Genomic DNA, 22445 nt, shown 5'->3' on the forward strand with positions numbered 1-22445 from the left:
AATATTCACATCAGATTGGCAGACACTATGAAAAAAGGAGGGTGTCTGTTGATTTCCTTTATGATTCATGTCGTGGTCTCATTATTTGCTGTATCAAACCCTATTGGAAACGTGCCTCTTTTTATTACCTTAACAGAGGGATATACAGAGAAAGAACGCTCCCAAACAGCCAAAAAAGCCATTGTGGTCTCTTTCATTATTTTGGTTGCTTTTCTATTGGCAGGGAGGCTCATTTTCAAATTGTTTGGGATCGATATTCATGCTCTCCGCATCGCCGGAGGTATTTTCATTTTTGGTATCGCTTACAATTTACTGAATGCAAAGGAGTCACATGTCCAAAATCCTCATTCTGAGGAAAAGGCAGAAAGCAAAGAAAAGGCGGATGTCTCCGTTACGCCGCTGGCGATTCCGATCATCGCTGGTCCCGGTACAATCGCTACAGTGATGAGCTTAACCCCGGGAAGTCAAGGGATGCTTCACATGTTTGCGATTTTAATCGGCATTGTCATCGTACTGGCGATGACCTTTTATGCCTTTCATTATTCAAGTTTCATTATGCGAAAAATGGGGAAAACAGAGATGAATGTCGTGACGCGCTTAATGGGATTAATTCTTGCTGTAGTGGCAGTTGAAATGATTGGCGCGGGCTTAAAAGGGATGTTTCCGATGTTTATGTCATAAGTGTATATAAAAAAGCTGTTTTTTTCTACAATGATGTAAAATAAAACAGCTTTTTTTAAGGTTTCGGCACATGCTTAAATACTTCTTCACTCTCAAAGAATTCAATTAAGCGGCTAATCCAATCATAGTAATCAAGACTTTCCTTGATTTCTGAAAGAAGCAGATTGATTTTATCCTCTGTCTCTTCTGGCAGGTCGTCCTGTTCAAGCAATTCCAGCAATTCCTTGCACGTTTTCTTATGTGCTTTGCGGTTTTTGCTGACAACTCGGGACCAATTGGCTGCAAACAAGGAAATAAACGTTTGGTATTGATCTTGCTCAACGTCATATAGATCTTTACGTATTCCTTTTTCATAAACCTTTTCCGCAATATTCAAATCGAGCATTTCTCGAACGACTTGACTCATTCTCGTTTTGCTCATGCCTGTCGCCTCTGATAGCTCTCCAAGCGTCATTGGTTTACGGTTCATGTGAATGATACCAAGCACTCTACCTACTGTAGAAGAAAGACCAAAGGCATTCATGTTCTCGGCAGCTTTTTCAATATAATGATCCTGTGCTTTTTGAATGGCGCCTAACGCTTGCTTGTCCACTCCCCGATTCATCCCTTCACGACTGACAATTTGTAACACAATATATCATATACCTGTTTGTTGATGAAAACAATAAATATTGAGTATTTGCTCGTAATTTGGAGGAAAAAGGAGAGATCTCTATCTAGCAGGCCGTTAACTGAAAATTTTAAATAAATGTTATGCAATACAAACACATCGTAAACTTTTTATTTTATAAAGTTTGCACTATAATAAATAAGGTGTAAATTTTCTGAAAATATTGATCCGACTAATTGGAGGTGTCTCATTTGCTGAAACTAGAGAATGTATCTAAGACGTATAAAGGCGGAAAAAAGGCTGTCAAAAATATTGATTTAGAAATAGCAAAAGGAGAATTTATTTGTTTTATTGGACCGAGTGGCTGTGGTAAGACAACAACCATGAAGATGATCAACCGACTCATCGAACCTTCCTCAGGAAACATCTTCATCGAGGGAGAAAATATTATGAAAAAAGATCCAGTTCAATTAAGAAGAGAAATTGGCTATGTGATTCAGCAAATTGGACTGTTCCCCCATATGACCATCGCACAAAACATTTCACTTGTTCCAAAGCTGTTAAAATGGCCGGAAGAAAAACGAAAAGAACGGGCACGTGAACTGCTGAAGCTTGTCGACATGGGACCAGAATATTTAGAGCGCTACCCTCATGAACTCAGCGGAGGACAGCAGCAGCGCATCGGTGTTCTTCGCGCACTAGCAGCGGAACCCCCTCTGATCCTCATGGATGAACCGTTTGGCGCACTTGATCCAATCACACGAGATTCATTGCAGGAAGAATTTAAGAAACTGCAAAAAACGTTAAATAAAACCATCGTATTCGTCACACATGACATGGACGAAGCCATTAAACTAGCTGATCGAATTGTGATTTTAAAAGATGGAGAGATTGTCCAAGTAGGTACGCCTGACGATATTCTGCGGAACCCTGCCAATGAATTCGTAGAAGAATTCATCGGCAAAGAACGACTGCTTCAATCGAACCCGAACATGGAACGTGTAGAACAAATGATGAACACGTCACCAGTCACCATTACAGTTGAAAAAACATTAACAGATGCCATCTACATCATGAGAGAAAAGCGGGTCGATTCCTTGCTTGTAGTAGATGAACATCATGTGCTAAAAGGCTATATCGATATTGAAACAATCGATGCGAACCGCAGAAAAGCAGCTTTCGTTGGTGATATTTTAAATACAGAGTTCTATACCGTACAAGAAGGCGCACTTCTAAGAGACACTGTCCGGAAAATCTTAATACGCGGCATTAAATATGTACCGGTTGTGGATGCAGAAGGGCACTTAAAAGGCATTGTGACACGTGCAAGTCTTGTAGATGTTGTGTACGACTCCATTTGGGGAGACGATACGCCGGCGGCTGTCACTGAAATGAATTAAGGGAGGTGTACACATGGATCAAATCATCGACTTTCTAGAGAAAAATGGTGGGGAACTCCTTACAAAAATGTGGGAGCATTTATATATTTCCTTAATTGCTGTTGTGCTTGGTATTATCGTTGCCGTTCCTTTAGGTGTGGTTCTCACACGAATGAAACGAGGCGCAGGTTTTATCATCGGTATCGTGAATATCTTTCAAACACTCCCTAGTTTAGCGATTCTTGCCTTTTTTATTCCTATTTTGGGAGTTGGGAAAATACCTGCAATCGTTGCTCTCTTTTTCTATTCGGTTTTACCTATTTTAAGAAATACGTATGCCGGGGTCCAAGGTGTGAACAAAAACTTGCTTGAATCCGGTAAAGGAATCGGGATGACAACATGGGAACAAATTCGTCTTGTTGAACTCCCGCTTGCTGTACCGGTCATTATGGCAGGTGTCAGAACGTCAACGATTTATTTGATTGGCTGGACAACACTTGCAGCCTTTATCGGTGGAGGCGGTCTAGGTGACTACATTTTGATTGGACTTCAGCTGTATCAGCCGGAATTTATTATTGCAGGTGCGATCCCAGTCACGATTTTAGCAGTCATCATCGACCTATCATTAATGAAGCTGGAGAAAAAAGTAACACCAGAAGGCTTAAAAGGATTGAAGGAAGTTTCATAAGGAGTTGGCTTATGTGAAGAATCGAAAAACAAAATGGATCAGTGCACTGCTTGCCGGATGCTTGCTATTGATAAGCGGCTGTTCACTTCCTGGACTAGCCGGCTCCTCAGGGGGCACGCTGCGAATCGGAGCACAAAACTTTACCGAATCAGAAATTATGGCCTATATGGTTGGCGATATGATCGAACATTACACAGATAAAAAGACAACCATTGTGAAAAACCTAGGTTCCAACACTGTGCAGCAGAAAGCAATGGAAAACGGAGACGTTGACATCTCTGCCACAAGATATTCAGGCACGGATTTAACAAGTACGCTTGGAATGGATGCAGAAAAAGACCCGGAGCGTGCGATGGAGATCGTCCAAAAAGAATTTAAGAAACGATATGATTACAAATGGTTTGATTCTTATGGATTTGATAATACGTATGCCTTTGCCGTGACGCAGAAGATGGCGAAGGAAAACAAGTTAGAAACGGTTTCTGATTTGAAAAAGAATGCGAACAATTACCGTTTTGGTGTCGATAACGTATGGCTCAAAAAGAAAGGCGACGGCTATGAAGGGTTTGTGAAAACATACGGAATTAAATTTGGCAGCACATTTCCGATGCAAATTGGTTTAGTCTATGATGCATTAAAAAATGAAAAAATGGATATTGTGCTTGCCTATTCAACAGATGGACGAATCAAGGCCTATAACCTCAAAATCTTAAAAGATGATAAACGGTTCTTCCCGCCATATGATGCATCGCCAGTAGTCCCGGAGAAAGTCTTAAAAGAAAATCCAGGACTTAATAAGGTGATCAACAGGCTGATCGGAAAAATCGATACAGAACAAATGCAAGAGCTGAACTACCAAGTCGACGGCGAGCTTCAAGAACCAGCAACCGTTGCAAAGAATTTCCTGAAAAAACACAATTACTTTGAGTAAGATTGGGAGGTGTCACGGCTGATGGACACACTGCAGCAATTATGGACGTATTATCAGCAGAACGGTTCATATGTGTTAGAAGAATTTTATCGGCATTTTCTCATGTCGGCGTACGGGGTGTTGTTTGCGGCGATTGTCGGGATTCCAGTAGGCATCTTTGTGGCGCATTACCGCAAGCTGAGCAATTGGGTCTTCGCCATTACCAACGTCATTCAAACGATACCGGCATTAGCGATGCTTTCTGTGTTGATGCTTGTATTAGGTCTTGGCGCAAATACAGTCATCCTATCACTCTTTTTATATTCGCTTCTGCCGATCATCCGAAACACGTATACAGGCATTGTCAGCATTGAACATGCCTATTTAGAATCAGGTAAAGCGATGGGCATGACGAAATGGCAAGTGCTGAGAATGGTTGAATTACCGCTTGCTTTATCAGTCATTATGGCAGGTTTAAGAACCGCACTGGTCATTGCCATCGGTATTACAGCGATTGGAACATTTGTGGGCGCGGGAGGTCTTGGTGATATCATCATCAGAGGATCAAACGCCACAAACGGAACAGCCATCATTTTAGCAGGTGCGATCCCAACGGCACTCATGGCTATCATTGCTGACCTTGTCATGGGCTGGCTCGAACGCTATTTAAGCCCGACAAACAAGAAAAAAGAAAGAAAAGCGTTAGCTGAAAAAAACATCACATCTGCTTAAGCGGTTGAAAAGACAAAACCTCCCTTACATCTGTAAGGGAGGTTGTTTTATGATGATCAGGCAGTTCACATGCATGTATTTTATGATTCAAGCGTAATCCATTCAGAGGACCACTTCGCAATTTCTTCAAAAACGGGTGCAAGTGAACGCCCCATATCTGTTAAAGAATACTCTATGCGCACGGGTGTTTCAGCAAAAACCTCCCGTTTTACAATACCTGCTGCCTCCAGCTCTTTTAATCTCTCAGATAATACTCTTCCGCTTAAATTTGTCAGAGCCGCCTCAATTTCACTAAAGCGCTGCTGACCTGAGAGAAGCTGAAAAACAATCAGTGCCACCCAGCGTTTGCTCAATAACTCAACTGCTTTTTCAAACCGCGGGCACATGTCAGATTGATTCATCTTCCTTCACTCCAATCTGAACCCATTATACCGTAAATCTGTCATAAATCGGCGCAAAAAGCTTGTCAATGATGAAAACATTTATGAGGACGACCGGCTGTTTAACATAAATAACAAATAGCGGTTGAGGTCCTCTATTTCTTTTTTCGAAAGGGTTGACCATATGTCACCATCAAATATTTCGAGATCATCAAGTTCGTATTTCGCTGCGGCTTCCTTTATTTTGGATAAAGCCAGATCCTCTTCCTTGATCTGATGGACAGGAGAGACTTCCTCAATATAGCCCGCAGCCTGCATCATGTCTTCATAAGGTACCTTTAACGCACCAGCTAGCTTTTTAATCGTAGGAGGTTTCGGAATGCCGCGTTTTCCGTTCTCAATACGAGAAATACCGGCAGCGCTGACCTCAGAATACATCGCTAATTGGTTCACTGACAGCTTCTTTTCTTCACGTAATGCTCTTAAATATGCACCAAAGTTCATCAACGCAAAACCTCACATGGTTATAGATTCGATATGTCTATTTTACTTGATTTGTTGACTATTGGCAATAAGTATACCATGAAAATATTGACATTAGTTAATGGTGGATGTACATTAGGTTTATGCCCCGCTATTTGCTCGCCTTTTTTTGGTTGATGAGCGTGAGAAAGTATTCATTCAGCTGGCTGATGTCTTGTGCGGAGAGCCTTTCCCATTTGTCCCCGTCAAAAATGGGAAGATGTTCTACATCCTTTTGAAGCGCCGTTTGATAGATTTTTAACATGGACTCATATTTCGGTTTCATTTCATGAACTTGTTCCTGTTCAATATGACCGGCAAGCAGCATTAAATCCTCATAAGGCACCTTCAAGGCGTGTGCTAATTTTTTTATGGTTAAAGGTTTTGGCACACCGCGCTTTCCATTTTCAATACGAGAAATACCAGCAGCGCTTACACCTGAATACATGGCAAGTTGATTGACCGACATTTTTCTATTTTCTCTTAAAATGCGTAATTGTTCACCAAAGTGATTCATGACATCGAACCTCACATTTCAGTATATGACTTATTTTAGTATGATCATTGACCAAAGGAAATAGCAGAGGGGTAAAAGTGTTGACATAAGTTAATGAATCTGCTTGATGTGAGAGCCTTACATGTTGTACATATTGATTCCATAGGAGGTTGTAATGATGGTCGAAAAGATTCAGATCAGGCGGGCTTTTGTCATGCAGTATATGATCGAGAACGATATGTCTTTAAATCAGCTCGCTGATGAAATTGGCATCTCTCCTGCCACACTTAGCAGGGTATTAAATGGTCACCGGAAACCAGGACAGCTTGTCATTGGCAAAATGATTCATTACTTTGATAAAAAATTTGAAGATCTATTTTACTATGAAAATGTTGACAAAAGTCAATGAATGATATCAATACCAAGGAGGAAATGTCATTGAAAAGGACTGGGATGGTCAGACAAATTGATTCTCTCGGCAGAATTGTTCTGCCCTCAGAAATGCGCAAGGTACTCAATATTAAAGAAGAGCAGCTGTTAGAAATTTTCATTGAAGATCAAACCATTATGCTGAAAAAATATGATGCAGATAAGAGCTGCCTGCTAACGGGACAAGTGACGAAGTACAACAAAAGTTATGGAAATGGAAGCGTGATGCTGAGTCCTGAAGGAGCTGAACGTTTGTTAGAAGAATTAAAACAGCTATTGAAGGAAGAAGCAACTCATTAAAAATAAGTTTTTAACCGAAAAATTGCATATAAAAATGCTGCAACCAGCACTTTGGAACGAAATTGTATCAAAATAACGAATCAAGTCGACAATATATAGGAAATCTTTATTTTGATGTTTCGTGACATGCACCTTGTTTTCATGTAAAATAAAGTTATGTGTACCAGTTTGTCTGGAGGTGTTTTCATGCACGCATTTGTTATCACATTACTCGTAATTGTCAGTATCGCACTTATCATCGTTGTATTACTACAATCAAGTAAAAGTGCTGGACTGTCAGGCGCTATTTCAGGTGGAGCCGAGCAGCTTTTCGGTAAACAAAAAGCGAGAGGCCTTGACTTGATTCTTCACCGATTAACGGTTATTTTGTCAGTGCTTTTCTTCATCTTAACACTTGCATTGGCATATTTAGGCGTGTAAAGCGCGAGTAACAGAAGGTCTGATCTTTTTTCAGACCTTTTTTTATTATCAGCACTCTTTTGTGTTTGTTTCATACATACAAGTGGAAAATATAAACCATATCAGAAGGAAAGGAAGTCACATCATGAAAGTTGTTACACCAAAACCATTCACATTTAAAGGTGGAGAAAAGGCGGTGCTTCTTCTTCACGGTTTTACTGGGAATACAGCCGATGTTCGAATGCTTGGTCGTTATTTGAACGAAAGAGGATATACATGCCATGCACCTCAATATAAAGGACACGGTGTGCCGCCAGAAGAGCTTGTCCATACAGGCCCGTCTGACTGGTGGAAAGATGTAGAAGAAGGCTATCAATTCTTAAAAGATGAGGGCTATGAGGAAATTGCGGTTTGCGGACTATCCCTCGGAGGAGTTTTTTCATTGAAATTAGGTTACACTGTACCTGTAAAGGGAATTGTACCTATGTGTGCACCTATGTACATAAAAAGTGAAGAAGTCATGTATCAGGGTGTACTAGATTATGCCCGTAACTATAAAAAATTCGAGGGTAAGTCTGAGGATCAAATTGAGCAAGAGATGGAAGAGTTCAAGAAAACACCAATGGGTACGCTCAAAGGCCTGCAAGAACTCATTGCAGATGTCAGAAACAATGTTGACATGATTTATTCACCTACTTTTGTTGTTCAGGCACGTCATGATCATATGATTAATACAGACAGTGCAAACATTATTTATAACGAAGTAGAGACAGATGAAAAACATTTAAAGTGGTATGAAGAATCGGGCCATGTTATCACGCTTGATAAAGAGCGGGAGAAGGTTCATCAGGATGTATATGCATTCTTAGAATCACTCGCTTGGTCAATTTAAATATATAGGGGGTTAGAGTGTGCAAAAAGAAGAATTTATGGATGAATTACTTGCGTTTATGCAAGAAGAGGCGTACAAACCATTAACGGTACAGGAATTAGAAGTCATGATGGAAATTACCAATCCAGATGATTATAAAGAGCTCGTCAAAGCACTTGTGATATTAGAGGATCAGGGACTTATCGTCCGTACCCGCAGCGACCGCTATGGTGTACCGGAAAAAATGAACTTGGTAAAAGGAAAGCTGTCTGCTCATGCAAAAGGATTTGCATTTGTGACGCCTGAAGAGTTTGGACAGGATGATATTTTCATTCCGCCAAATGAGTTAGGCACAGCGATGAATGGCGATACCGTCATGGTTCGTGTCAGCCACAAATCAAACGGCACGAAAAAAGAAGGAACTGTCATCCGCATTCTGGAGCGCAATACTCAGACGGTTGTCGGTACCTATACTGAAACGAAAAGCTTTGGCTTTGTTATTCCTGATGATAAAAAAATCACAAACGATATCTTCATTCCGAAATCCGCTAAAAATGGAGCGGTCGAAGGTCATAAAGTCGTTGTGACGCTGACAAGCTACCCTGAAGGAAGAATGAGTGCAGAGGGTGAAGTGACTGAAATCCTTGGTCATAAAAATGACCCTGGCATTGATATTTTGTCGATCATTCATAAGCACGGTCTGCCAGGTGAGTTCCCAGAAGAAGCGCTTCAGCAGGCAGCGGACACACCGGAAACGATTGATGAAAAGGACCTTGAAGGCAGACGCGACTTGCGCAATGAAACGATTGTGACGATTGACGGTGCAGATGCGAAGGACTTAGATGATGCCGTAACTGTGCAAAAGCTGGAGGATGGCAAATATAAGCTTGGCGTGCACATTGCAGACGTTTCTCATTATGTTACAGAGAATTCCCCGATTGATCAGGAAGCTTATGAACGTGGAACGAGTGTGTATCTCGTCGACCGCGTCATTCCGATGATTCCGCATCGTTTGTCAAACGGTATTTGTTCATTAAATCCAAAGGTCGATCGTCTCACACTGTCTTGTGAAATGGTCATTGATCGAAACGGAAAAGTCGTCAAACACGAGATTTTCCAAAGTGTGATCAAAACGACAGAAAGAATGACCTATTCCGATGTAAATAAGATTTTAGTCGACCAAGACGAAGAGCTTCTAAACAAATATGAGCCGCTTGTTCCGATGTTCCAAGAGATGGAGAAGCTTGCAGAGATTCTACGTGACAAACGAATGGAGCGCGGAGCTGTAGACTTTGATTTCAAGGAAGCAAAAGTACTTGTAGATGATGAAGGAGCAGCGAAAGACGTTGTCATTCGTGAGCGTTCCGTTGCAGAGAAATTAATTGAAGAATTCATGCTTGTTGCAAACGAAACGGTTGCAGAGCATTTCCACTGGATGAATGTTCCGTTCATTTACCGAATTCACGAAGAACCAAATCCAGAGAAACTTCAGCGCTTTTTAGAGTTCGTGACGACGTTTGGTTACATTGTAAAAGGAACGTCAACGAATATTCACCCGCGCGCACTTCAAAGTGTCCTCGATGCTGTCAGGGATCAACCAGAAGAAGTCGTCATTCAAACCGTGATGCTTCGTTCTATGAAACAGGCAAAGTATGATCCAGAAAGCATTGGCCATTTTGGATTATCAACGGAATTCTATACACACTTCACATCACCGATCCGACGTTACCCGGATTTAATCGTGCATAGACTGATTAGAACCTATTTGATTCAGAAAAAGACAGATGAAGCGACCCTAGAAAAGTGGGGCCAGCTGCTGCCTGAAATCGCAGATCATGCATCTACGATGGAGCGCCGCTCAGTCGATGCAGAGCGTGAAACAGATGATCTGAAGAAGGCAGAGTTTATGCTAGATAAAATCGGTGAAGAGTTTGATGGCATGATTAGTTCCGTGACGAATTTTGGACTATTCGTTGAACTGCCAAATACGATAGAAGGTCTTGTCCATGTCAGCTACATGACTGACGACTATTATCGCTTTGATGAGCAGCACTTTGCCATGATCGGTGAACGTACAGGAAATGTCTACCGAATCGGTGATGAAATCACTGTCAAAGTTGTGAATGTCAATAAAGATGAGCACTCGATTGATTTTGAAATCGTAGGTATGAAGGGCACGCGCCGTAAATCACCAAAAGATTTCAAGTTCAAAAAACGGACAGATCCACCAGCGAAAAAAGGGCGTGGAGGTCAAAAAGCCTCTGGGGAAAAAGGCAAAGAGGATAAAAGCGGAAGTGACTGGTTCACAAGCCGTAAGAAGAAAAAAAAGAAAAAACGCGTATTTGAAAACGCACCGAAACAAAAACGCAAAAAGAAAAAGTAACGTGCCAAAAAGCAAATAGGGCATCACGCTCTATTTGCTTTTTGACCACATGGCGTCAGCATTGTCGAAAGGTGGATTGTTTGATAAAATAATCCGTACGATTTGGACCGTGTTTGTGTCAAAAGGAGGGTGTACGCCAATGCCAAAGGGAGAGGGAAAGGTTGTTTCCCAAAACAAAAAAGCAAATCATGATTATTTTATAGAAGAAACTTACGAAGCCGGCCTTGTATTACAAGGAACTGAAATCAAATCGATTCGTGCTGGAAAAGTGAATTTAAAAGATTCCTTTGCCAAAATCGAGCGAGGAGAAGTGTTTCTTCACAACATGCACGTGAGCCCATACGAACAGGGGAACCGTTATAACCATGATCCGCTGAGAACGAGAAAGCTGCTGCTTCATCGCAAGCAAATCAGCAAATTGATTGGTGCGACAAAGGAAGAAGGCTATTCACTTGTGCCTCTGAAACTATATTTGAAAAATGGCTTTGCCAAAGTGCTGATCGGAATCGGAAAAGGGAAGAAGAAATACGATAAGCGTGAAGATCTGAAGAAAAAAGATGCAAAACGTGAAATCGAACGTGCCTTCCGCGATCGTCAAAAGCAATTCTAGCCTGATGCAGATGGCTTGCTGAGAGCGGAAGCATTATGCTACAATATGTTATGCAGAAAACAATCATCGCTTTTTTACAGAAACCACCAGTTGTTTCGAGCGATGAGATTGTTATAATAGTTATATACGGAAGCAGTTAAGCTGAACTTCCATCCCGTATATCCCTTTTACAAGGGGACGTTACGGATTCGACAGGGATGGTTCGAGCTTAGGCTGCGAGCCGAGAGGCGATCTCGTTAACACGCACTTAAATGTAACTGGCAAAACTAAAAGTTTTAACCAAAACTTAGCACTAGCTGCCTAATAAGCGCAGCGAGCTCTTCCTGACATCGCCTATGTGTCTGTGAGGAGCCCAATGAAGTAGGCTACGCTTACGTTTCCGTCTGAGGACGTAAGAAGAGATCCATCAGACTAGCTCTCCAAGCGCCCGTCAGCAGGCATGAGGATGAGTGAACACAAAATATGTTGACTACGCTCGTAGACGCTTAAGTAATCGATGTCTCTGGACGTGGGTTCGACTCCCACCGTCTCCATCAAAACTTTTAGAATGCAGTCGTATCAAGGGTGTGAAAGCCCTTGATGTGGGGCTGGCATCATTCTGGTAACATTTTAGAAAACTTCTTCTTTCATAAAAGCTACAACTTCCTTTTGTTTGGAAGGGTATATGTGGCTATAATTTTTTAGTGTTTCTGCAACATCTGAGTGCCATAAAACGATTGGTTAGCACAAAAGGATTGCAATTTTTATTTATTAAATATTAGGCATGTTTTATGAAACACAAAGAAATAAAGCTTGGTGAAGCATTTACGCTTGATTAGGTGACCGTTAACGGATCGAAAATGTATAAAATTAAATCAGGATTATACATCACTGCTTCATTAAAATATGTTAAGGTAAAACAAAAGTAAATTGAGAACTCCTCCATTTTTTTGGAGGAGCTTTTTTGTGTTAATTCTTTACTTCAAGTCCACCTATTTATCATTCGTATTTTTGGAATATCAAAAAAACATTTAAAGAAAGGAGGGATACATCTATCTTGTGTAATACTTCTTATTGCTTATTTTTACATAAATGTTGGAAAATGAAAGGGAATTTGCGATAATAAATTGAAATTACCTTGGATAAACATGAAAAGTAGATGTGTAGAATGTTTGATTTTTCTGTGATTTGGGAGGTGAACTATTATGAATGGGATAGATATATTAGAGAACGCTTCAAGACTTGGTCAATTAATTCTTTTCTTCTCTGGATATGCTCTTTATTGGAAACTAGTCAAAACAAAAAAAGAGCGACCTCTCACAAAGTACGAAAATTTCCTTAAATTTTTTGTAATGTTAGGCATGGTAATTTATTTTCTCTCATTTTTATCTTTAAACTTGTGGGCGTAATATGTCGATGTATGTCTGATTATGTATGCTTCTCTTTATCAAGATCCGTCACGTCGTACCCTTCTACAAAAAGATAATAAAAACCCTTCAACTTGAAGGGTCATATTAAAGAAGATACTTTATCGGTAATTTTCATTTGTTCCCACCGAACGTTCGTTCAAGAATTTAGCCACTGTTTCCTCTTCATCTATATAAGGAGCTTTCCAAAATACAGCTATCTGATTGATTGTATCATCATCCTTTGCAGCATGCAGTCGTATCAAGGGTTTGAAAGCCCTTGATGTGGGACTGGCAACATGAAAATTGAGATTAAATACAAGAAGAAGCTATTGATAGCGTCTTTTTTTTATCCTTTTTATAATTTTTTAACAGAAAAGCCAAATGAGGATGTATTTACTAATAAATTGAATGAATAGCTAAATATAACCACTATTTAACCGATGAAATGTAGGAATGTTACACCATATACAAGTGGCAATTTTATTGAAATTAAAGCTTGAAAAAACAGCAGGAATGCAGAAGGAGTTTATCTTAGTGAACAAAGTAAAGACTAAATCACTAGTCGCAATGATGATCATGCTTGCTGTGCTGATGGTATTCGGTACAGCGTGCAGCAACCAAAAAGCAGAAAAAGAATATGCCGAGTGGTATGAGAACTACAGAAGTGATATCGAAGACACAATGCTCGTGTTTGCTAAAAAGATGGTGGCCATTGATGCAGGTAATGATGAATGGCTTGGATCTGTCGAGAAGTCACTTTTTGATGTACAAAAAGTCATTGATGAGGGCAATGAAAAGAAAAACGTTCCTGGTGCTTATAAAAAAGCACATGAGTATTTGCTAAAAGCAAACAAAGGATATCAATATGCCGTAGAAGAAACACCGAAAGCACTTGAAAATCTTGATCTTGAATCACTGGATAACATTTCGAAAAGACTCGACAAAGCATACGATCAAACAGCCAAAGCAGATGAAGAAGTAGAAAAAGTCTCAAAGGATAAGGAGTAATTCACACATGAAGACAAATAAAAGGACAATGATTTCAGTATTTATTCTAGTATTTACATTGATGATGAGCACAGCATGCGGTAAAAATGAAACAGCAAACGGTTCATCGTCAAATAAAGCGCAGGCAAAACAAGAAAAAATTGAAAAGATGACCGATAAAGAATATGCATCATGGTATAAAGGGTATCTAAAACGTTTTGAAGATAGACTTATGACATTTATCTTAACATTAGTCCCAATGGATGAGGTTTATAATAAAGAGTGGGCTAGTGACCTTGAAAAGGAAATCAATAGCATGCGTGAATTACTTAGCGAAGCCAAAGAAAAAGAAAACAAAGTTCCTGATACCTATAAAGAAGTAAATAGTTACTTAGTAAAAACAGATGACAAATTCGAACCGCTTTTAAAAGATATCTTAAAGGTTACAAAACAAGATAAGGTCGTTGATGATGATTTAAATTTCATAAATGCTAGAATGAAGAAAGCATTAGAAGAAATGGATCATGCAAAAACAGAAATTAGTAAAATTGAAGATGAGAAAGCTAAAGATACACCAAAGGACAAATCAAAATCTTGATTTTAAAAAATGATGCTGAAATAAGGGAGATACACCAAACTTGATTCACAGCAGAAAAAGAGATGCCAGATCTGGCATCTCTTTTCTTATGTACGGTTTCTCAAAGAAGATACCACCAACTGAACAAACAAAGGAAAAACGACAACCACCGCAAACATCATCAAAAATTCATCTGACACAAGTTCCACAAATGTTGTCTGAATCACATAAATCGCAATCAGCAGCAAGTAACTGATCAAAAATAACAATCCAGAACTTCTCTTTTCAAACGGTTTTTCCAAAAGAATCAGCAGAAACAGCCCCATCATGATCATCCAAAAAGTCATATTGCTTTCGAGTCTCCTCTCCATTGATCCCCACATTGTACATATATTTTTCTTGGCGCAACATACTTCTCCCTCAATTTAAGCAAAAAGTAGTGAAAATATGAGGGGGCACGAACAGGTAACGCCTGAAATTTTACAAAAAACCTCCAACCAATTCAAAATCACATCTTCCCATTTGAGACTTCCTCATATATAGTAAGATTAGACTAGTTCTAAATGACTGAAATTGGGGCGTTTACATGGATTCGATTGTTTTACATTTTATTGTGATCATGAGTGTTTCTGGCATTCTGTCCGTGATATTATCAATCATTGCTCATGCAAACCGCCATCGGTATATTGGCTGTCAATTGTTTATGTACATGTCTGGAGCAACTGCGATTTATATCTTTGGGCATACGTTTGAATTATTGGCTCGTACCCCTGGAGAAATCATGTTCTGGGTTTGTTTTCAATACATAGGTCTTCCGTTTATCGCACCGCTCAGTCTGCTGATTGTGCTGCAATTTACGGGGTTCCATCAATATTTCACAAAGCGCCGCGTGCTTCTCATCTTATTGATTCCAACTCTCACAACCATTTTGGTGTTCACCAACTCATTACATTCGCTCTTTTATCGAGACATCACGATAAATCCAGTAGATGGTTTTTTATTGGCTGATTTTACGATTGGCTATTGGTATATTATCCATGGCGTTTATACGTTTGGCTGTTCGATGCTCGCTATTTTTATGCTGGTTTGGTTTTTACGTGTCACAAAAAAAGAATATTTAAAGCAGATTCTGATACTGTTAGTGGGAATGTTATTACCCATTATGACTTCTTTTATCTATTTATTAGGTGTCACTCCTTTTCATATTGATCCGGTCCCTGTGGTGATGTTTTTGACTAACGCACTCTATTTATGGGCGATTATGTCGTTCCAGCTTTTTAAAATCTCTCCCATTGCAATGGAGCGTGTGTTTGAGCATATGTCTGAAGGGGTTCTGATTTTAGATCGATATCGGACACTCATTGATTACAACCCCGCTGCAGCATCGATCATTCCGACACTTGCGAATAAAAAGGGAATTGGCTATAAAGTCGACGATATTTTCTCAGGGATCATCAAAGATTCAGCGTTCATTCAGTGGCTGCGCTCTCCGCAGGATCATTCGCAATATGATCTAATGTGGAAAAAGGAAAAAGACCAGTCCTGCTATTATCATCTGACCGCTTCGTCTCTATTTAATAAAAGAGGAGAGATCGAGGGCAGGCAAATAGTGATCAGTGATGTAACAGAGCAGCGTTTGCTGCAGGAAGAGCTGGAACGTCGTGCGTATATCGATGGTTTGACGAATATTTTCAATCGTTCTTCTTTCATCGAACGAACGCAGCTGATTTTGGAAGAGGATGCGCAGGATACGGCGGTTATGCTGTTTGATATTGATTTCTTTAAACAAATCAATGACACACACGGACATCATATTGGGGACGAAGCGCTGCGTCATGTTGTCTCTATTTGTCAGGAGCATTTACAAATGGATGATTTATTTGGACGATATGGGGGAGAAGAGTTTGCCATTTGTCTGCCGCATCAGTCATTTAAAGAGGCATGTCATATCGCGGAACAAATAAGACATTCGTTTGAAGCGAGTTTCTTTACGAATGATGAGGAAAAAGTGCGAGTGACAGCGAGCTTTGGAATTGCTCATACAGCCAATGATCCTTGTGTACTGGAAACGCTTCTATTTGAAGCAGATCAGGCCTTGTATATGTCAAAACGCCAAGGACGGAACCGGATTTATGCATCAACTGGAAAGGGTCATGTGCTGTATCAAGAGCAGGATCTCCCGAATTGACTGTTGTCCCGACATTCGATATGATAAACATAACATTTGAACGGTTTCCTAAAGGGGAGTAGCTTTTACGGTCTGGTCGTCATTACAGAAACATTCGTTGTTTCTCGGCCATTCCGGCATGAACAATGTTAGCCAGACCTTTGCCTATCACACATGAGGCAAAGGTCTGGCTATTTTTAAGGTCTTTTTGCATCTGTGTGATAGAGAAGCGGAACAAATGATGCTTTTAATCCTACAGATGAAAGGATGATCGATCTTGAAAAAATATGTGCTGGCTTTCCTATTTTCCGGAACGCTTGTATTAAGCGGGTGCTCCGGCTTGCTTGATCAGGTCAACGATACAACGACATATGTCACTGAGGCAAATGACTATGTGACAGACATTCAACAATTTACAGAGGACTTTCCAAAACTCGCTGAAGAAGCTGTGCAAAATGCCGCCAAAAAAGCAGAATTAACGCAGCAGCTTGAATCATTGAAGACAGACATTCAAGATTTTAATGAAGTCACAGCGCCAAAAATGGCAGAAGACCTGCATGCGCAAATCATTGAAAAAAATAAAGTGCTGTCAGAGGAAATCCAAACGTATTTACAGCAATTGAAAGCAGGCGATATTGATGCTGCCTCCATACTGGAGGATCAGCAGGGATTGATGAAACAGCTTCAACAATCCGTCAATCTTTTGCAAGATATCGAACAATTAACAAATTAGGACAAACATAGCTTTATATGCGATGCTCAGCATATCTTTGCCTTTTCCGGTGGAGATATGCTTTAATTTAGGTAATGACAAGTCATAATAGAAAAAAGGTGATCACATGACAGAACATGAAGAACGACATATGGCTTCGCCAAGAGCCGAGAAGGAAAAAGATCAATTGATCAATCGCTTGAAACGAGTGGAAGGACAAGTTCGCGGGATTCAGCAAATGATTGAAAACGATCGTTACTGTATAGATGTTGTGAATCAAATTTCCGCAGTCAATGCGGCTTTGAAAAAAGTCAGTCTGCATTTGATGGAAAAGCATACACATCATTGCGTAGCAGATGCTATCAAGAGCGGCAATGGGGATGAAGCCATTGAAGAGTTAATGACGGTCTTTACGAAACTAACAAAATCGTAGCATTTATGTTTACATTGATACCCTACTAGGGTATAGTAAGTTGTAGAAAATGATTGATGGAGGCGATGAGAAGTGGAACAAGCAACACTTCAAGTGCAGGGCATGTCTTGCGGACATTGCGTGAAAGCAGTCGAAGGAAATGTAGGAGAATTAGCAGGTGTTGAATCTGTAAAAGTCCATTTAGACAAAGGACAGGTGGAGGTTTCATTTCACCCGGATCAAGTCACGTTACACCGTATCTCTGATGTGATTGAAGAACAGGGATATGATGTTGTATAAATGAACATACGTGCTTCATGACAGCACGTCTCAGCGTGTAGACAAACCCTTTCATTCGCCCGCAGTCCTGCGTGCCGGTGCTCACGAATGTCAAATTCGCTCCGCGCCGGTACTCGTCCTTTCTAGACTGCAAAGGTTTTCTATCACGCTGAAAAGAAGGAAGGCAAAGGGTTAAAATAAAGATCATTTTAACCCTTTGTCACAATTTGATACGTGCTGCATGACAGCACGTCTTTTTTTAAAAATATAATACCCCCATGGAGTATGTGGAGAGGTGAGATCAATGAAAAAGGAAATTGACTTTCAAATTACGGGGATGACCTGTGCTGCCTGTGCAGGCCGCATCGAAAAGGGATTGAACAGGCTGGAAGGTGTGGAGGATGCCAGTGTGAATTTGGCGCTTGAAACTTCCCATATCATCTACGAATCAGAGCAGTTAACACCAGATGATTTGAAGCGAAAAGTCCAATCTCTTGGTTACGATGTGGTGATAGAGAAAGCAGAATTTGATATAGAGGGAATGACTTGTGCGGCTTGTGCAAACCGAATCGAGAAAAAAATTAACCGAATGGACGGTGTCGATCACGGGTCTGTAAACTTTGCGCTAGAGACACTTCAGGTCACATATCATCCGGGCCAAACGTCTACAAATGATATAAAAGATGCAGTGCAGTCTATAGGGTATTCTTTAATTGAACCAGACGTAGATCAAGCAGAGGGAGGAAAAAAAAATCATCGCCAAGCAGCAATAGAGAAGCAGACGGCACGCTTTTTATTCTCAATGATTTTGTCACTGCCGCTTCTTTGGGCAATGGTCAGCCATTTTTCTTTCACATCCTTTATATGGCTGCCTGAAGCGTTCATGAATCCATGGGTTCAGCTGGCGTTAGCAGCGCCTGTGCAGTTTATTGTCGGCTGGCCATTTTATGTAGGTGCGTATAAGGCTTTAAGAAATAAAAGTGCCAATATGGATGTTCTTGTCGCACTTGGGACATCTGCCGCGTTTTTCTATAGTTTATATGAAAGCATCCAGTCAGCGATTCGAGGCACACATGAGGCAGCCCTCTATTATGAAACAAGTGCTGTCCTCATTACATTGATCGTGCTCGGAAAATTAATGGAAGCAAGAGCAAAAGGAAGATCATCAGAAGCGATTCAAAAGCTGATGGGCTTACAAGCGAAAGAAGCAGTTATCGAGCGAGATGGCAAACAGATGACTGTGCCTATTTCTGACGTGAAAGTGAATGATCTTGTGTTTGTCAAACCCGGGGAAAAAGTGCCGGTAGATGGAGAGATCATAGAGGGGACAACCGCAATAGATGAGTCCATGATTACAGGAGAAAGTCTGCCTATCGATAAAACAACAGGAGATATGGTCATCGGGGCAACGATGAATAAAAATGGATTTATCAAAATAAAAGCGACAAAAGTCGGAAAAGAGACGGCGCTTGCCCAGATTATCCGAGTCGTAGAACAAGCGCAGGGCTCAAAAGCACCGATTCAAAGAATGGCAGATCAAATATCAGGGATATTTGTTCCCATCGTTGTAGGAATTGCTGTGCTCACATTCCTCATATGGTTTTTCTTTGTCGACCCTGGGAATGTGACGTCAGCACTTGAAACCTTTATAGCCGTCATTGTTATCGCATGTCCATGTGCGCTCGGACTTGCTACACCTACCTCTATTATGGCTGGCAGCGGCCGTGCGGCTGAATCAGGCATTCTGTTTAAAGGCGGAGAGCATTTAGAAGTGACTCAATCACTCGACACGGTGGTGTTAGATAAAACAGGAACTGTGACAAAAGGGGAGCCGAGTCTGACGGATGTGTTGGCATATGCGAATTGGACAGAAGATGCGGTGCTGCAACTAGCAGGATCGGCAGAACAGCAGTCGGAACACCCGCTTGCCCGAGCGATCACAGATGGAATGAAGGAACAAGGTCTTGAAGCAGTCGGAGTTGAAGCCTTCCAAGCAGAGCCAGGTCATGGAATTGAAGCAAATGCCGCAGGGCACAAGCTTTTCATTGGCACACGGAAGCTTTTACAGAAACATCATATTCAAATTGATCAAGTCGAAGCATCAGTAACAACGCTGGAGGAGCAAGGAAAAACGGCTATGCTTGTCGCGATTGACGGCGAAGTCGCTGGTATTGTCGCGGTCGCAGATACGATCAAATCATCCTCTCCTCAAGCCATCGCTCGTCTGAAAGAGCAGGGGATTCATGTTGTGATGATGACAGGTGATAATAAACTAACAGCAGAGGCAATTGCGAAACAGGCGGGCATTGATCATGTCATTGCTGAAGTACTGCCTGAAGAAAAAGCGGCTCACATTGCAGCGCTTCAGAAACAAGGAAAAAAAGTCGCTATGGTCGGAGACGGTATCAATGATGCCCCAGCTCTTGCAACAGCGAATATTGGGATGGCTGTGGGAACAGGGACAGACGTTGCCATGGAAGCAGCAGATATTACGCTTATGACGGGGGATCTCCATGCGATTGCAGATGCGCTGGAATTTAGTCAAAAAACAATGAGAAACATTAAGCAAAATTTATTTTGGGCGCTTGCCTATAACTGTATTGGGATACCGATCGCTGCATTTGGTTTTCTTGCGCCATGGCTTGCAGGAGCGGCAATGGCCTTTAGCTCCGTGTCCGTTGTGTTGAATGCGCTCAGATTGCAGCGATTGAAGCCAGTCAGAGAAGGAGTGGCAGAATGAAGCTGAATGTCAAATGGGTTTGGACGATTAGTGCATTGTTCTACGTTGTTCTTGTCCTCATTGGATATGCGATGTACGATAGATTTTCTACACAACAAGATACACCAAGTGAACAGATGCAAAATCATTAAGACTTCGCCAAAAGCAAAGTCCCAGCGTGTAGACAAACCCTCGCATTCTTTGTCAGGTCTGTGCGCCAGTATTCACGAATGTCCATTCGTTCCGCGCTGGTGCTCGCCCTTCCTAGACTTCAAAGGTTTTCTATCACGCTGAAAAGAAGACAACGTGCTAAAACAAAATCATTTTAGCACGTTGTCTATATTCTAAGACTTCGCCAAAAGCGAAGTCTTTTTTTAACAATATTGTGGAAAAACCCACCTTTTTAAAGATTTTTCATAAAAAATTCACTTCTTTTTGTTCCTTTTTGTCGTTTTTTGTAGGTTCGTCGTTAAGATGCGATTAAGCAACAAAGAAAGCGTTATCAAAAAAAGGGGGTTCACGTATGAAAAAGTTAGGGTTAGCTTCTCAAATACTCATTGCACTTGTTCTGGGTGTTGTCGTGGGAGCGCTGTTTTATCAAAATGAAACCGTTATTAATGTGTTAACGCCGATTGGCGATATATTCATCCATTTAATTAAAATGATCGTTCTTCCAATTGTTATTGCTGCATTGATTGTAGCAGTTGCAGGTGTAGGGGATATGAAAACGATCGGAAGACTCGGCGGAAAAACAATTCTTTACTTCGAGATTGTGACAACGATTGCATTAGCAGTTGGACTGCTTGCAGCAAACGTCTTCCATCCTGGTACAGGAATTGACATGAGCAACATGGAGAAAGGCGATATCTCTAAATATGAAGAGACATCTAAGGCTTCTTCTGAAAAAGCGACTTTCTCTGAAACGTTGGTTCATCTTGTACCAACAAACGTTTTCCAATCTATTGCAGAAGGTGATCTATTACCAACCATCTTCTTTACAGTCTTATTCGGATTAGGAATTGCCGCAGTAGGAGACAAAGGAAAACCAGTATTAGGATTCTTTGAGGGTATACTCGAAGCCATGTTCTGGGTGACCAATAAAGTGATGAAGTTTGCACCATTTGGTGTATTCGCGCTCATCAGTGTGACGGTGATCAAATTCGGGGTCGGAGCGCTTCTCCCGCTAGGTAAACTGGTACTTGTCGTTTACGGTACAATGGCATTCTTCGTCATTGTTGTACTTGGCATTATTGCTAAAATGGCTGGAACAAGCGTCTTTACACTATTTAGAGTATTAAAAGAAGAAATCATTCTTGCATTCTCAACAGCAAGTTCAGAAGCTGTACTGCCTAGATTAATGGACAAAATGGAGAAGTTCGGCTGCCCGAAAGCGATCACGTCGTTCGTTATTCCAACAGGCTATACCTTTAACCTAGATGGAAGTGCCATCTATCAATCCATTGCTGCGATATTTGTTGCACAAATGTACGGCATGCCGCTTTCCATCTATGAGCAAATTACGTTACTATTAATTTTAATGCTGACATCTAAAGGAATGGCTGGTGTACCAGGTGCATCGATCGTTGTTGTCATCACAACTCTTGGTGCTATGGGACTGCCGCTTGAAGGGCTTGCCTTCATCGTTGGGATCGACCGACTTCTTGACATGGTTCGTACAACAGTGAACGTATTTGGTAACTCACTTGCAGCCATTGTCATGTCTAAGTGGGAAAAAGTATTTGATCAAGAGAAATCGAAGAAGTATATTGAGGAATTGAAACAACAAACAAAAGCAGCGTAAAAAAGGAGATCTT

25 protein-coding genes, 1 other RNA gene and 1 pseudogene are annotated in these 22445 nt (G+C 40.9%); 21 read left to right on the forward strand and 6 right to left on the reverse strand.

What is annotated here, in order from left to right:
- Nucleotides 1–48: 48 nt before the first annotated feature.
- On the forward strand, nt 49–681 hold the full coding sequence (locus C9414_RS03145; protein WP_047202979.1) for a MarC family protein: 633 nt from the start codon (nt 49–51) through the stop codon (nt 679–681).
- A gap of 55 nt (nt 682–736) precedes the next feature.
- Here C9414_RS03145 and C9414_RS03150 read toward each other — a convergent pair whose 3' ends face one another.
- Complete coding sequence (locus tag C9414_RS03150) at nt 737–1273, reverse strand: GbsR/MarR family transcriptional regulator (protein ID WP_024426065.1); 537 nt, start codon at nt 1271–1273, stop codon at nt 737–739.
- A gap of 269 nt (nt 1274–1542) precedes the next feature.
- On the opposite strand from C9414_RS03150, the gene C9414_RS03155 reads away from it, so the two are divergent.
- The 4 genes from C9414_RS03155 to C9414_RS03170 are packed head-to-tail and all read left to right on the forward strand — an operon-like array spanning nt 1543 to nt 5000.
- Nucleotides 1543–2691, forward strand: a complete 1149-nt coding sequence (locus C9414_RS03155) for a betaine/proline/choline family ABC transporter ATP-binding protein (RefSeq protein WP_039181485.1) — start codon at nt 1543–1545, stop codon at nt 2689–2691.
- 13 nt (nt 2692–2704) lie between these two features.
- Nucleotides 2705–3358, forward strand: a complete 654-nt coding sequence (locus C9414_RS03160; RefSeq protein WP_025094045.1) for an ABC transporter permease — start codon at nt 2705–2707, stop codon at nt 3356–3358.
- A 13-nt stretch (nt 3359–3371) separates the two neighbouring features.
- Nucleotides 3372–4289, forward strand: coding sequence for an osmoprotectant ABC transporter substrate-binding protein (locus C9414_RS03165; RefSeq protein ID WP_047202978.1), 918 nt, complete (start codon nt 3372–3374; stop codon nt 4287–4289).
- Between the two features lie 21 nt (nt 4290–4310).
- On the forward strand, nt 4311–5000 hold the full coding sequence (locus C9414_RS03170; RefSeq protein WP_034280931.1) for an ABC transporter permease: 690 nt from the start codon (nt 4311–4313) through the stop codon (nt 4998–5000).
- Between the two features lie 80 nt (nt 5001–5080).
- On the opposite strand, the gene C9414_RS03175 is transcribed toward C9414_RS03170, so the two are convergent.
- From C9414_RS03175 to C9414_RS03185, 3 genes are all read right to left on the reverse strand, one after another.
- The gene (locus C9414_RS03175; protein WP_024423485.1) at nt 5081–5401 is read right to left on the reverse strand and encodes a catDE operon transcriptional regulator CatR; all 321 of its coding nucleotides are present in this window, start codon (nt 5399–5401) and stop codon (nt 5081–5083) included.
- A gap of 81 nt (nt 5402–5482) precedes the next feature.
- The gene (locus C9414_RS03180) at nt 5483–5884 is read right to left on the reverse strand and encodes a helix-turn-helix domain-containing protein (protein ID WP_039181476.1); all 402 of its coding nucleotides are present in this window, start codon (nt 5882–5884) and stop codon (nt 5483–5485) included.
- 130 nt (nt 5885–6014) lie between these two features.
- Nucleotides 6015–6419, reverse strand: a complete 405-nt coding sequence (locus C9414_RS03185) for a helix-turn-helix domain-containing protein (RefSeq protein ID WP_107163053.1) — start codon at nt 6417–6419, stop codon at nt 6015–6017.
- Nucleotides 6420–6573: 154 nt separating this feature from the next.
- Here C9414_RS03185 and C9414_RS03190 point away from each other — a divergent pair, with 154 nt between their 5' ends.
- From C9414_RS03190 to ssrA, 7 genes are all read left to right on the forward strand, one after another.
- On the forward strand, nt 6574–6807 hold the full coding sequence (locus C9414_RS03190; protein ID WP_024719830.1) for a helix-turn-helix domain-containing protein: 234 nt from the start codon (nt 6574–6576) through the stop codon (nt 6805–6807).
- A gap of 29 nt (nt 6808–6836) precedes the next feature.
- Nucleotides 6837–7127: an AbrB/MazE/SpoVT family DNA-binding domain-containing protein gene (locus C9414_RS03195; RefSeq protein ID WP_047202977.1), complete on the forward strand. Its 291-nt coding sequence runs from the start codon at nt 6837–6839 to the stop codon at nt 7125–7127.
- Between the two features lie 186 nt (nt 7128–7313).
- Complete coding sequence (gene secG, locus C9414_RS03200) at nt 7314–7547, forward strand: preprotein translocase subunit SecG (RefSeq protein WP_003212746.1); 234 nt, start codon at nt 7314–7316, stop codon at nt 7545–7547.
- A 124-nt stretch (nt 7548–7671) separates the two neighbouring features.
- Nucleotides 7672–8418, forward strand: a complete 747-nt coding sequence (locus tag C9414_RS03205) for an alpha/beta hydrolase (protein ID WP_047202976.1) — start codon at nt 7672–7674, stop codon at nt 8416–8418.
- 19 nt (nt 8419–8437) lie between these two features.
- Nucleotides 8438–10780, forward strand: a complete 2343-nt coding sequence (gene rnr, locus C9414_RS03210; protein ID WP_047202975.1) for a ribonuclease R — start codon at nt 8438–8440, stop codon at nt 10778–10780.
- Between the two features lie 139 nt (nt 10781–10919).
- Nucleotides 10920–11390 carry an SsrA-binding protein SmpB gene (gene smpB, locus C9414_RS03215; RefSeq protein ID WP_012011279.1) on the forward strand — a complete coding sequence of 157 codons (471 nt, stop codon included), beginning with the start codon at nt 10920–10922 and terminating at the stop codon, nt 11388–11390.
- A gap of 173 nt (nt 11391–11563) precedes the next feature.
- Nucleotides 11564–11926, forward strand: a transfer-messenger RNA (tmRNA) gene (gene ssrA, locus C9414_RS03220).
- 73 nt (nt 11927–11999) lie between these two features.
- Here ssrA and C9414_RS20445 read toward each other — a convergent pair.
- Nucleotides 12000–12147 (reverse strand): annotated as a pseudogene (locus C9414_RS20445) (site-specific integrase); the annotation flags it as partial.
- Nucleotides 12148–13261: 1114 nt separating this feature from the next.
- Here C9414_RS20445 and C9414_RS03235 point away from each other — a divergent pair.
- Nucleotides 13262–13786 (forward strand): hypothetical protein, encoded by a 525-nt coding sequence (locus C9414_RS03235; protein WP_224929506.1) that lies wholly within the window; start codon nt 13262–13264, stop codon nt 13784–13786.
- 7 nt (nt 13787–13793) lie between these two features.
- The gene (locus C9414_RS03240) at nt 13794–14363 is read left to right on the forward strand and encodes a hypothetical protein (RefSeq protein ID WP_107163055.1); all 570 of its coding nucleotides are present in this window, start codon (nt 13794–13796) and stop codon (nt 14361–14363) included.
- 86 nt (nt 14364–14449) lie between these two features.
- On the opposite strand, the gene C9414_RS03245 is transcribed toward C9414_RS03240, so the two are convergent.
- On the reverse strand, nt 14450–14689 hold the full coding sequence (locus C9414_RS03245) for a hypothetical protein (RefSeq protein WP_107163056.1): 240 nt from the start codon (nt 14687–14689) through the stop codon (nt 14450–14452).
- A gap of 239 nt (nt 14690–14928) precedes the next feature.
- Here C9414_RS03245 and C9414_RS03250 point away from each other — a divergent pair, with 239 nt between their 5' ends.
- From C9414_RS03250 to C9414_RS03280, 7 genes are all read left to right on the forward strand, one after another.
- Nucleotides 14929–16530, forward strand: a complete 1602-nt coding sequence (locus tag C9414_RS03250) for a histidine kinase N-terminal 7TM domain-containing diguanylate cyclase (RefSeq protein ID WP_099663689.1) — start codon at nt 14929–14931, stop codon at nt 16528–16530.
- Between the two features lie 256 nt (nt 16531–16786).
- On the forward strand, nt 16787–17242 hold the full coding sequence (locus tag C9414_RS03255; RefSeq protein ID WP_107163057.1) for a DUF6376 family protein: 456 nt from the start codon (nt 16787–16789) through the stop codon (nt 17240–17242).
- A gap of 106 nt (nt 17243–17348) precedes the next feature.
- Entirely contained in the window at nt 17349–17654 is a 306-nt protein-coding gene (locus C9414_RS03260; RefSeq protein WP_012011272.1) for a metal-sensing transcriptional repressor, read from the forward strand.
- Nucleotides 17655–17726: 72 nt separating this feature from the next.
- Nucleotides 17727–17933 (forward strand): copper chaperone CopZ, encoded by a 207-nt coding sequence (copZ, locus tag C9414_RS03265; protein ID WP_024423475.1) that lies wholly within the window; start codon nt 17727–17729, stop codon nt 17931–17933.
- A gap of 283 nt (nt 17934–18216) precedes the next feature.
- Nucleotides 18217–20652, forward strand: coding sequence for a heavy metal translocating P-type ATPase (locus tag C9414_RS03275; protein WP_107163058.1), 2436 nt, complete (start codon nt 18217–18219; stop codon nt 20650–20652).
- Nucleotides 20649–20783 carry a hypothetical protein gene (locus C9414_RS20455; protein WP_258182560.1) on the forward strand — a complete coding sequence of 45 codons (135 nt, stop codon included), beginning with the start codon at nt 20649–20651 and terminating at the stop codon, nt 20781–20783. Before C9414_RS03275 ends, C9414_RS20455 begins: the two co-directional genes overlap by 4 nt.
- Nucleotides 20784–21154: 371 nt before the next feature.
- Nucleotides 21155–22432 carry a cation:dicarboxylate symporter family transporter gene (locus tag C9414_RS03280; protein ID WP_039181428.1) on the forward strand — a complete coding sequence of 426 codons (1278 nt, stop codon included), beginning with the start codon at nt 21155–21157 and terminating at the stop codon, nt 22430–22432.
- Nucleotides 22433–22445 lie beyond the last annotated feature (13 nt).

Origin of the sequence: Bacillus sp. Nf3 (assembly GCF_003028545.1) — a bacterium.
Taxonomy (GTDB): Bacteria; Bacillota; Bacilli; order Bacillales; family Bacillaceae; genus Bacillus; species Bacillus safensis.